Annotated in this window: 9 protein-coding genes and 2 tRNA genes; 1 reads left to right on the plus strand and 10 read right to left on the minus strand. The window is 52.2% G+C overall.

The genetic code is table 11. The features are described from left to right. Window positions 1-100 precede the first annotated feature (100 nt). From pnp to N1249_RS19680, 8 genes are all read right to left on the minus strand, one after another. The gene (pnp, locus tag N1249_RS19645; RefSeq protein ID WP_409193153.1) at window positions 101-2239 is read right to left on the minus strand and encodes a polyribonucleotide nucleotidyltransferase; all 2139 of its coding nucleotides are present in this window, start codon (window positions 2237-2239) and stop codon (window positions 101-103) included. Window positions 2240-2481: 242 nt separating this feature from the next. Continuing rightward, entirely contained in the window at window positions 2482-2751 is a 270-nt protein-coding gene (rpsO, locus tag N1249_RS19650) for a 30S ribosomal protein S15 (protein ID WP_003861789.1), read from the minus strand. A 155-nt stretch (window positions 2752-2906) separates the two neighbouring features. Next, window positions 2907-3857: a tRNA pseudouridine(55) synthase TruB gene (gene truB / locus N1249_RS19655; protein ID WP_259832288.1), complete on the minus strand. Its 951-nt coding sequence runs from the start codon at window positions 3855-3857 to the stop codon at window positions 2907-2909. After that, the gene (gene rbfA / locus N1249_RS19660) at window positions 3857-4261 is read right to left on the minus strand and encodes a 30S ribosome-binding factor RbfA (protein WP_003024988.1); all 405 of its coding nucleotides are present in this window, start codon (window positions 4259-4261) and stop codon (window positions 3857-3859) included. The genes truB and rbfA overlap by 1 nt, the downstream gene beginning before the upstream one ends. A gap of 89 nt (window positions 4262-4350) precedes the next feature. Beyond that, the gene (infB, locus tag N1249_RS19665; protein ID WP_259832300.1) at window positions 4351-7041 is read right to left on the minus strand and encodes a translation initiation factor IF-2; all 2691 of its coding nucleotides are present in this window, start codon (window positions 7039-7041) and stop codon (window positions 4351-4353) included. Window positions 7042-7065: 24 nt separating this feature from the next. Beyond that, complete coding sequence (gene nusA / locus N1249_RS19670; RefSeq protein ID WP_259832303.1) at window positions 7066-8568, minus strand: transcription termination factor NusA; 1503 nt, start codon at window positions 8566-8568, stop codon at window positions 7066-7068. Between the two features lie 28 nt (window positions 8569-8596). Next, the gene (gene rimP, locus N1249_RS19675) at window positions 8597-9049 is read right to left on the minus strand and encodes a ribosome maturation factor RimP (protein ID WP_014071903.1); all 453 of its coding nucleotides are present in this window, start codon (window positions 9047-9049) and stop codon (window positions 8597-8599) included. Window positions 9050-9256: 207 nt separating this feature from the next. Beyond that, a tRNA-Met gene (locus N1249_RS19680) sits at window positions 9257-9333 on the minus strand. A 343-nt stretch (window positions 9334-9676) separates the two neighbouring features. Here N1249_RS19680 and argG point away from each other — a divergent pair. Continuing rightward, complete coding sequence (argG, locus tag N1249_RS19685) at window positions 9677-11023, plus strand: argininosuccinate synthase (protein WP_014071904.1); 1347 nt, start codon at window positions 9677-9679, stop codon at window positions 11021-11023. A 184-nt stretch (window positions 11024-11207) separates the two neighbouring features. On the opposite strand, the gene N1249_RS19690 is transcribed toward argG, so the two are convergent. Together N1249_RS19690 and secG are read right to left on the minus strand one after the other, a co-directional pair. Beyond that, window positions 11208-11294: transfer RNA gene (locus N1249_RS19690), tRNA-Leu, on the minus strand. 13 nt (window positions 11295-11307) lie between these two features. Continuing rightward, window positions 11308-11643 (minus strand): preprotein translocase subunit SecG, encoded by a 336-nt coding sequence (gene secG / locus N1249_RS19695; protein ID WP_014071905.1) that lies wholly within the window; start codon window positions 11641-11643, stop codon window positions 11308-11310. Window positions 11644-11860 lie beyond the last annotated feature (217 nt).

An 11860-nucleotide genomic window follows, 5' to 3' on the forward strand; every position in this document is an offset into this window, starting at 1 on the left:
CCGAAGACAACTATTGGATGAACGTCCTGTCCCCCGGCGGCTCAACAAGGCGTCCTGCCTGATAATAGGCCCTCCGCTAAGCGGAGGGCAAATGGCAACCTTACTCGCCTTGCTGTTCTGCGGCCGGTGCTTCCGGCGCGGCAGCTGGCTGAGACTGCTCGGTTGCTTCTTTAATGCTCAGACGGATACGGCCCTGGCGGTCAACTTCCAGAACTTTAACCGGGACTTCCTGACCCATTTGCAGGTAATCGGTCACTTTCTCAACGCGCTTGTCAGCGATCTGAGAGATGTGAACCAGACCTTCTTTACCGCCACCGATGGCAACGAATGCGCCAAAGTCAACGATACGGGTCACTTTACCTGCATAGACGCGGCCCACTTCGATTTCTGCGGTGATCTCTTCGATACGACGAATCGCGAATTTCGCTTTCTCGCCGTCGGTTGCTGCGATCTTCACAGTACCGTCATCTTCGATTTCGATGGTGGTGCCGGTCTCTTCGGTCAGAGCACGGATTACGGAACCGCCCTTACCGATAACATCTTTGATCTTGTCTGGATTGATCTTGATGGTGTGGATACGCGGAGCGAACTGAGAAATGTCGCCACGTGGCGCGTTGATCGCCTGTTCCATCACGCCCAGGATGTGCAGACGTGCACCTTTAGCCTGGTTCAGAGCAACCTGCATGATCTCTTTGGTGATACCTTCAATTTTGATATCCATCTGCAGTGCAGAGATACCTTCGCGGGAACCCGCTACTTTGAAGTCCATATCGCCCAGGTGGTCTTCGTCGCCCAGAATGTCAGACAGAACAACAAAGTTGTCGCCTTCTTTCACCAGACCCATTGCGATACCCGCAACAGCGGCTTTGATTGGCACGCCTGCATCCATCAGCGCCAGAGATGCGCCACACACGGAGGCCATGGAAGAAGAGCCGTTAGATTCGGTGATTTCAGAAACCACACGAACGGTGTACGGGAACTTGTCTGCTTCCGGCATAACTGCCAGTACGCCGCGCTTCGCCAGACGACCGTGACCAATTTCACGACGCTTCGGCGAGCCAACCATACCGGTTTCACCTACGGAGTACGGAGGGAAGTTATAGTGGAACAGGAAGCTGTCAGTACGCTCACCCATCAGTTCATCGATGATCTGTGCATCACGGGCAGTACCCAGAGTTGCCGTCACCAGCGCCTGAGTTTCACCACGGGTGAACAGCGCAGAACCGTGAGTACGTGGCAGAACGCCAGTACGAACGTCCAGACCACGGATCATGTCTTTTTCACGGCCATCGATACGCGGCTCGCCTGCCAGAACGCGGCTACGAACAACGTTTTTCTCGATAGCGTGCAGGATTTCACCCAGTTCGTTAGCGTCCAGGGTTTCATCTTCTGCAACCAGAGTCGCGATAGTTTCAGACTTGATCACGTCAACCTGAGCATAACGCTCTTGTTTGTCAGTGATGCGGTAAGCATCGCTCAGACGAGATTCTGCCAGTGCAGCAACGCGCGCATTCAGCACATCGTTAACTGCTTCTGGCTGCCAGTCCCAACGTGGTTTACCGGCTTCTTTCACCAGGTCGTTGATGTTCTGGATAACAACCTGCTGCTGGTCGTGGCCAAATACCACAGCACCCAGCATCTGGTCTTCGCTCAGCAGTTCAGCTTCGGATTCAACCATCAGAACCGCCGCTTCAGTACCTGCAACCACCAGGTCCAGCTTACTTTCTTTCAGCTCTTCCTGAGTTGGGTTCAGTACGTACTGATCGTTGATGTAACCTACGCGTGCAGCACCGATTGGACCATTGAATGGAATACCAGACAGAGACAGTGCAGCAGAAGCACCGATCATCGCAACGATGTCCGGGTTAACCTGTGGGTTAACGGAAACAACGGTTGCAATAACCTGAACTTCGTTTACGAAACCTTCCGGGAACAGCGGACGAACCGGGCGGTCAATCAGACGCGCGATCAGGGTTTCGCCTTCGCTTGGACGGCCTTCACGACGGAAGAAGCCGCCTGGGATTTTACCTGCAGCGTAAGTACGCTCCTGGTAGTTAACGGTCAGTGGGAAGAAGTCCTGACCTGGTTTTGCTTTTTTCTGGCCAACTACGGTAACGAATACCGCGGTGTCATCCATGCTTACCATTACGGCAGCAGTAGCCTGACGCGCCATCATGCCGGTTTCCAGCGTGACGGTATGCTGACCATACTGGAATTTACGAACGATCGGATTCAGCAAAATTCTGTCCTTTCTCAAATGTTTGACAGCACACCCACGGCGTGCTGTCGATTTAACCCGACCTTCTTCGCATCCTCGCGACTAATGACAACCGACACCCTCATGGGTGAAGCCTCTCATTAGCCGCGCGAACCTCTGCAATGAAGATCATTTATAGCAACAATACAATAGTTTCCAGTGAATTGCTGCCGTCTGGTTGAAAAAAGGGGCCATCAGGCCCCCTTTTCTGAAACTCGCAAGACTTAGCGACGCAGACCCAGACGCTCGATCAGCGCGGTGTAGCGTGCAACATCTTTACGTTTCAGGTAGTCGAGCAGTTTACGACGCTGAGAAACCATGCGCAGCAGACCACGACGGCTGTGGTGATCTTTTTTGTGCTCTGCAAAGTGACCCTGCAGGTGGTTAATCTGTGCAGTCAGCAGTGCAACCTGAACTTCGGTAGAACCGCTGTCGTTAGTACCACGGCCAAACTCAGAAACGATTTTAGCTTTAGCTTCAACGCTTAGAGACATTTTCAAACTCCAGAATATAAAGAATGTAAGGATGCCGATCTCTAATTCAGCAATCCCAGTATACGTCCCGCAGATTGTTAAACAATTTACAGGACGTTAAGCGGCGATATTCTACTCGTCTCCCCCGTTTATCGCAAGGTGAGACATTATCGCCGTTAGCCTTCGACCGGGTATTCAACCACCAGACGGCGCGGCGCAACGCGCCCTTCGCCATCCATTTCACCCATGCCGATAAACTTACCGTCATCGCCTTCGGTCACACGGACCAGGCCTTCCAGTGGTGCATCGGTGGTGCGAACCGGATTTCCGTTTTTAAAGTAAACGGACGATGTTAAAGGAAGATTAACGATCGGGAAGTCAGCCGCCGGGCTGTCCATCGGCATTAACAGTGGATCAAGCAACTCCGCAGGAGAGATTCCCTGCGCTTGTGCCTGCTCAACCAGTGCATGAAGATGCTCAAGGGTCACCATCCGCTCAACAGGGTATTTGCTGACGGCCAGACGGCGCAGGTAAATCACGTGCGCGCCACAGCCCAGCTTTTCGCCCAGATCGTCGATGATGGTACGAATATAGGTGCCTTTCGAGCAGTGAACTTCCAGCTCCAGTTCGTCGCCTTCATGACGAATGAAGAGCAGTTCATACACGGTAATCGGGCGAGCTTCACGCGGGACGTCAATGCCCTGGCGCGCATATTCGTAGAGCTTCTTGCCCTGATACTTCAGCGCCGAATACATCGACGGCACCTGCATTGTATCGCCACGGAAACTCTCCAGCGCGGCATCGAGTTGCTCTGCGCTGAAGATCACAGGACGCTCTTCAACAACCTGACCATCCGCATCGGATGTGTCCGTACGCTGGCCAAGCTTTGCAATCACGCGATAACGCTTGTCAGAATCAAGCAGGTACTGGGAAAACTTGGTTGCTTCTCCCAGGCAAACCGGCAGCATTCCGGTCGCCAGAGGATCTAGCGCACCGGTGTGACCCGCACGGTTAGCGTTAAAAATACGCTTCACCTTTTGCAATACGTCGTTGCTGGAGGCACCTTGTGGTTTATCCAGCAGTAACACACCATGCACATCGCGACCGCGACGACGAGGACGACTCATCAGTCCTCCTTGCTGTCGTCCGCAGGGTTCACACGACGTTCATCGTCATGCTTCACCACGCTGGTCACCAGGTTGGACATACGCATCCCTTCGACCAGTGAGTTGTCGTAGAAGAAGGTCAGTTCCGGCACGATGCGCAGGCGCATTGCCTTACCCAGCAGAGAGCGGATGAAACCAGAGGCTTCCTGCAACGCTTTAATGCCGTTCTTAACCGCGGCTTCGTCCTGATCGTTCAGGAAGGTCACGAACACTTTGGCGTAGGCCAGGTCGCGGGACATTTCCACACCAGACACGGTGGTCATCATACCCACGCGTGGGTCTTTGATTTCACGTTGCAGAATGAGTGCGATCTCTTTCTGCATTTCTTGCGCTACGCGCTGTGGGCGACCAAATTCTTTCGCCATAATAAATTCTCCAGACAAAAAAGGGGCTAAAGCCCCTTTTTAAAATTATTGCCGGGTGGCGCGAGGCGATCCCGGCTTACTCTCGATCGTTATGCAATGGTACGCTGAATTTCGATGATCTCGAACACTTCGATCATATCGCCAACGCGAACGTCGTTGTAGTTCTTCACGCCGATACCACATTCCATACCGTTACGGACTTCGTTAACGTCATCTTTGAAGCGGCGCAGGGATTCCAGCTCGCCTTCGTAGATAACCACGTTGTCACGCAGAACGCGGATTGGGTTGTGACGCTTGATGTTACCTTCGGTAACCATACAGCCCGCGATCGCACCAAATTTCGGCGATTTGAACACGTCACGTACTTCAGCCAGACCAATGATCTGCTGTTTCAGCTCTGGCGACAACATGCCGCTCATTGCTGCTTTCACTTCGTCGATCAGGTTATAGATGACGGAGTAGTAGCGCAGATCCAGGCTTTCGGATTCAATCACTTTACGTGCAGATGCATCAGCACGAACGTTGAAGCCCACCAGAATCGCGTTGGACGCAGCAGCCAGGGTCGCGTCGGTTTCGGTGATACCACCTACGCCAGAACCGATGATCTTCACTTTCACTTCGTCGGTAGACAGTTTCAGCAAGGAGTCGGAGATCGCTTCCACAGAACCCTGAACGTCGGCTTTCAGAACAACGTTCACTTCGTGAACTTCACCCTCGGTCATGTTGGCAAACATGTTCTCGAGTTTAGATTTCTGCTGACGAGCCAGTTTAACTTCGCGGAATTTGCCCTGACGATACAGTGCGACTTCACGCGCTTTCTTCTCGTCACGCACAACGGTCACTTCGTCACCGGCAGCCGGAACACCGGACAGACCCAGGATTTCAACTGGAATGGACGGGCCCGCTTCCAGCACTTCCTGACCCAGTTCGTTACGCATCGCACGCACACGGCCGTATTCGAAGCCGCACAGAACGATGTCGCCTTTGTTCAGGGTACCTTCGCGAACCAGAACAGTCGCAACCGGACCACGACCTTTATCCAGGAAGGATTCGATTACCGCACCGCTTGCCATGCCTTTACGCACCGCTTTCAGCTCCAGAACTTCAGCTTGCAGCAGGATAGCGTTCAGCAGGTCGTCGATACCGGTACCCGCTTTTGCCGATACAGGAATGAACTGCGCTTCACCGCCCCACTCTTCTGGCATAACGCCGTACTGAGACAGTTCGTTCTTAACGCGGTCCAGGTCGGCTTCTGGCTTATCAATTTTGTTAACAGCAACAACCAGAGGCACCTGCGCCGCTTTCGCGTGCTGGATAGCTTCGATGGTTTGTGGCATCACGCCATCATCTGCTGCAACAACCAGAACAACGATATCCGTTGCCTGAGCACCACGAGCACGCATTGAGGTAAACGCGGCGTGGCCTGGGGTATCCAGGAAGGTGATCATGCCATTATCGGTTTCTACGTGGTATGCACCGATGTGCTGGGTAATACCACCCGCTTCACCGGATGCCACTTTCGTCGAACGAATGTAGTCAAGCAGAGAGGTTTTACCATGGTCAACGTGACCCATGATGGTTACAACTGGTGCACGCGGTTCTGCCGCAGCGCCAGTATCACGGTCGCTCATTACTGCTTCTTCCAGCTCGTTTTCACGACGCAGGATAACCTTATGGCCCATCTCTTCTGCAACAAGCTGTGCAGTTTCCTGGTCGATAACCTGGTTGATGGTGGCCATGGCGCCCAGTTTCATCATCGCTTTGATGACCTGAGAACCTTTAACCGCCATTTTGTTAGCCAGATCGCCAACAGTGATGGTCTCGCCAATCACAACGTCACGGTTAACAGCCTGCGCCGGCTTCTGGAAGCCCTGTTGCAGAGTGGAACCTTTACGCTGTTTACCGCCTTTACCACCGCGAACGGCCGCACGAGCTTCTTCACGGTCAGCTTTGGATTCTGCGTGTTTGTTGCCTTTTTTCGCCGGACGCGCAGCTTTAGTGCTACGACCACGGCCACGACCACCTTCAACTTCACGGTCGTTGTCGTCTTCAGCCTGACGCGCGTGCTGAGAAGTGGTCACGTGATAATCGCTGGTGTCTTCAGTAGGCTCAGCGGTATTCACACCGTTCTTCTCATTTTCTTCTGCCATGCGGCGCGCTTCTTCAGCCACGCGGCGAGCTTCTTCTTCCAGCTTACGGCGCGCTTCTTCTTCCGCTTTACGCTTCAGATCGGCTGCTTCATTTTCACGGCGGGCTTTTTCAGCCTGGGCAGTTTTGGTCATTTCGTCGGTCTGTTGATTGCTCACTTTGTCTTTTTCCGCAGCGTCACGCTTCACTTTATCACTTGCGTCGCGTTTCGCTTTTTCTGCGGCCTCACGTTCAGCTTTTAATTCTGCCTCACGTTTGGCAGTTGCTTCTGCCTCACGCTTAGCTTGTTCTTCCGCTTCACGCTGTGCCTGCTCTTCCGCGGCGAGGCGTTCTGCCTCTTGCGGATCACGTTTTACAAAGGTGCGCGTCTTGCGGACTTCAATTTGTACCGATTTGCTTTTACCACCGGTACCTGGGATATTCAACGTGCTGCGCGTTTTGCGCTGCAACGTCAGCTTGTCAGGCGTAGAACCGTGTTCACGGTTCAAATGCGCTAACAAGGTTTGTTTTTCAGTCGCAGTCACCGAGTCATCAGCGGACTTTGGGATCCCTGCATCAGCAAATTGCTGTACCAGGCGGTCCACAGAGGTCTGAATCTCGGCAGCCAGCGATTTTACAGTTACATCAGTCATGCTGTTCCTTCCTGCTACAGTTTATTACGCTTCGTCGCCGAACCAGCAAATATTACGTGCGGCCATGATGAGTTCGCCGGCTTTCTCGTCGGTTAAACCTTCGATATCAGCCAGGTCATCAACGCCTTGCTCAGCGAGATCTTCCAGCGTACAAACACCACGGGCAGCCAGCTTGAACGCAATCGCACGATCAAGACCTTCCAGATTCAGCAGGTCATCAGCCGGCTTGTTATCACCAAGGCTTTCTTCCTGAGCCAGTGCCAGGGTGGTCAGTGCGTTTTTAGCGCGTTCACGCAGGGCTTCAACGGTTGGCTCATCCAGGCCGTCAATTTCCAGCAGCTCTTTCATTGGCACATAGGCCAGTTCTTCCAGCGAGGAGAAGCCTTCTTCAACCAGAACGGTGGCGAAATCTTCGTCAATGTCCAGGTATTTAGTGAAGGTATCAATCGCGGCATGGGCTTCAGCCTGATGCTTAGCTTGCAGGTCATCAACGGTCATCACGTTGAGTTCCCAGCCGCTCAGCTGTGAAGCCAGACGGACGTTCTGGCCATTACGGCCGATAGCCTGCGCCAGGTTACCCGCTTCAACAGCGATATCCATGGTGTGCTTGTCTTCGTCAACAACGATAGACGCCACATCAGCCGGTGCCATTGCGTTGATAACGAACTGCGCCGGGTTGTCGTCCCACAGGACGATATCAATACGCTCTCCGCCCAGTTCAGTAGAAACTGCCTGGACACGCGCACCGCGCATACCTACACATGCACCCACTGGATCGATACGCTTATCGTTGGTTTTCACAGCGATTTTCGCGCGAGAACCCGGATCACGTGCGGCGGCTTTAATTTCGATGACTTCTTCGCCGATTTCCGGCACTTCGATACGGAACAGTTCAACCAGCATTTCTGGTTTAGAACGGGTCACGAACAGCTGCGCACCACGTGCTTCAGGGCGAACGGCATACAGAACGCCACGGATACGGTCGCCAGGACGGAAGTTTTCACGCGGCAGCATGTCTTCACGCAGGATAACGGCTTCAGCGTTACCCGCCAGCCCTTCGGATTTGACTTCCAGAGAGATGTTATCGCGGTTAACTTTCTTCACCACGCCAGTAATGATTTCACCTTCCTGGTCGCGGAACTGATCGACAACCATTGCGCGCTCAGCTTCACGTACTTTCTGTACAATAACCTGTTTCGCGGTCTGAGTAGTGATACGGTCAAAGGTCACAGATTCAATCTGATCTTCAACGTACTCGCCAACGTTCAGGCTTTCGTCTTCGAAACGCGCAGCTTCCAGCGTGATTTCTTTGGTCGGCTGGGTCACTTCTTCAACAATCACCCAACGACGGAATGTATCGAAGTCACCGCTTTTACGATCGATTTCTACGCGAACATCGATCTCTTGTTCGTATTTTTTCTTGGTTGCTGTAGCCAGTGCACTTTCCAGCGCTTCGAAAATTTTCTCACGCGGCAGTGATTTCTCGTTGGAAACGGCTTCAACAACAGCCAAAATTTCTTTGTTCATCGCGGGCTTTTCACCTCAATCCAGACTGTTAAAAGTGGGGAACCAGGTTCGCCTTCTGGATATTACTCAGCGCGAACACTTCATCTTTGCCTTCGACTGTCACCGTGATCATTTCACCATCAACGGCTTTGATAATACCCTGCCATTTGCGGCGGTTCTGTACGGCCATACGCAGAACGAGAGCCACTTCTTCACCGGTAAAGCGCACGTAGTGCTCGGCCGTGAACATCGGGCGATCGAGGCCAGGTGAGGAAACTTCCAGGTTGTATGCGACGGTAATCGGGTCTTCAACATCCATCACCGCACTGACCTGGTGGCTAACATCAGCACAATCATCAACATTGATGCCATCTTCACTATCAATATAGATGCGCAGCGTCGATGTACGGCCGCGAACGAATTCGATGCCGACCAGTTCGTAGCCCAGTGCTTCGACCGGTGCAGTAATCATCTCTGTTAATTTTTGCTCTAATGTGGACAAGCCCACCCCCAAGACATAAAAAAAGGGCGTAAAGCCCAGTTATTCTGTAGTCAGATAACAAAAAACCCCGATAAATCGGGGCTTTAGATAACTGAACCCTATAGCCGCAACTGCGGCCTGGAGCACTTTCTGAAAGAATTTTTTCAAATCCAGCTACGAAGGCTCTAAGTCTTCACAGTATATTTGAAAAAGGACTTTATGGGAAAGTGGTTGCGGGGGCCGGATTTGAACCGACGACCTTCGGGTTATGAGCCCGACGAGCTACCAGGCTGCTCCACCCCGCGCCTGAAACGTGGCAAATTCTACGCGTTTTGGGTAGAAAATGCAAATAATGCTGGGATTTGGTACCGAAGACGGGACGTAAAATCGGCGTTCAGTATATTGATAGTTAACCCTGCCTGTCAACCCTGCTCCCTATGCGTTTTGCTGAATACATCATTGCGCACTATTCTGTTCTGACATCCTTGCGACAACTGGCTTGCAGCGAGGGAAATTTTTACAAAAAGCACATGAATCTCTTCCGGTCACCGGCAAAAGATGATTAAATGAAAACTCACTTATTTTGCATAATCATGCAATGAGAGCGAAAGCGGTCTCTAATCAGTCAATCAAGCAGGGTTTTATTTTATGACGACGATTCTCAAGCATCTTCCGGTAGGACAACGTATAGGCATCGCCTTCTCCGGCGGTCTGGATACCAGCGCTGCACTGCTGTGGATGCGCCAAAAGGGAGCGGTTCCTTATGCATATACTGCGAACCTCGGTCAGCCAGATGAGGAAGATTATGATGCGATCCCTCGTCGTGCCATGGAGTATGGCGCAGAGAACGCACGTCTGATTGACTGCCGTAAGCAGCTGGTCGCTGAAGGTATTGCAGCTATTCAGTGCGGTGCATTCCATAACACCACTGGCGGCCTGACCTATTTTAACACCACCCCACTGGGTCGTGCTGTTACCGGCACCATGCTGGTTGCCGCGATGAAAGAAGATGGCGTAAACATCTGGGGCGATGGCAGCACCTATAAAGGTAACGATATTGAGCGTTTCTATCGTTATGGCCTGCTGACCAACGCCGAACTGCAAATTTATAAGCCGTGGCTGGATACTGACTTTATCGATGAACTAGGCGGTCGTCATGAAATGTCCGAGTTTATGATCGCCTGCGGTTTTGATTACAAAATGTCTGTCGAGAAAGCCTACTCCACCGACTCCAACATGCTGGGCGCAACGCATGAAGCAAAAGACCTGGAATTCCTGAACTCCAGCGTAAAAATCGTTAACCCAATCATGGGCGTTAAGTTCTGGGATGAAAATGTAAAAATTCAGGCTGAAGAAGTGACCGTACGCTTTGAGCGCGGCCACCCGGTAGCCCTGAACGGCCAGACCTTTGCTGATGATGTGGAACTGATGCTGGAAGCAAACCGCATTGGCGGCCGTCACGGTCTGGGTATGAGCGATCAGATTGAAAACCGTATCATTGAAGCGAAAAGCCGTGGCATCTACGAAGCCCCGGGGATGGCGCTGCTGCATATCGCTTACGAACGTCTGCTGACCGGTATTCACAACGAAGACACCATTGAGCAGTATCACTCTCATGGGCGCCAGCTGGGTAAACTGCTGTATCAGGGTCGTTGGTTCGATCCACAGGCGCTGATGCTGCGTGATTCCCTGCAACGTTGGGTGGCAAGCGCAATCACCGGTGAAGTGACGCTGGAACTGCGTCGCGGTAACGACTACTCAATTCTGAACACCGTGTCTGACAACCTGACTTACAAAGCTGAACGTCTGACCATGGAAAAAGGCGAGTCAGTATTCTCTCCTGACGATCGTATCGGCCAGCTGACCATGCGTAATCTGGACATTACTGATACCCGCGAGAAGCTGTTCAACTATATTGAAAATGGCCTGCTTTCCGCAAACTCCGGTAACGGCCTGCCGCAGGTTGAGAATCTGGAACACAGCGATAAGAAGTAATCGCTAACCAGAACGATAAAAGGCGCCCGATGGGCGCCTTTTTTATGGCTTTGTGTTTTCGTAGGCCCAGTAAGCGTAGCGCCACCGGGCAACATGGCGGGTGGCGCTGCGCTTACCCGCCCTACAAAAGACAAAAGTACAGACGAAAAAAAAGACGTCTTACGACGTCTTTTTTCTGGAATATTGGTACCGAGGATGGGACTCGAACCCACAAGCCCGTTAGGGCACTACCACCTCAAGGTAGCGTGTCTACCAATTCCACCACCTCGGTACAGATACTGCTATTAGTGCGGGATATCGCTGGTCGGCTTAGCCGGTTCAGCTGGCTGAGTAGTCTGCTCAGTTTTCGCTGGCGCACTCAGATTTTCCCACTCGCTTCCTTTACTGGTCTTGTTGCTGTTGATATTACCCAGCGCCAGACTGATGATGAAGAACAGCGTAGCCAGAATCGCCGTTGTACGGGTCATGAAGTTCGCAGAACCACTTGAACCAAACAGCGTACCAGAAGCGCCTGCTCCGAAGGAGGCTCCCATATCAGCGCCTTTACCTTGCTGCAGCATAATCAGCGCTACAAGAGCGATGGCTACAATAAGGAAAATAACTAAAAGAGCTTCGTACATAATCAACCTGTTCCTTGCGGATTTGCCGCATACCAATGCTTCGACCAATTAGCAGGATTTTTGTTTCCCACTGAAGCGGGTGTGAATACTAACCAATGCGGATGACCTTCGCAAGGGCATTTTCAGCGCATTGTATCAACTGCGGAAAAAAACAGCAAAACACCATTAATTGCACAAAACAAAGGCGGCAAGCGCCGCCTTTTTAAACACTTAACGT

The sequence above is a fragment of the Enterobacter sp. CP102 genome (assembly GCF_025152625.1).
Lineage (GTDB): Bacteria > Pseudomonadota > Gammaproteobacteria > Enterobacterales > Enterobacteriaceae > Enterobacter > Enterobacter soli.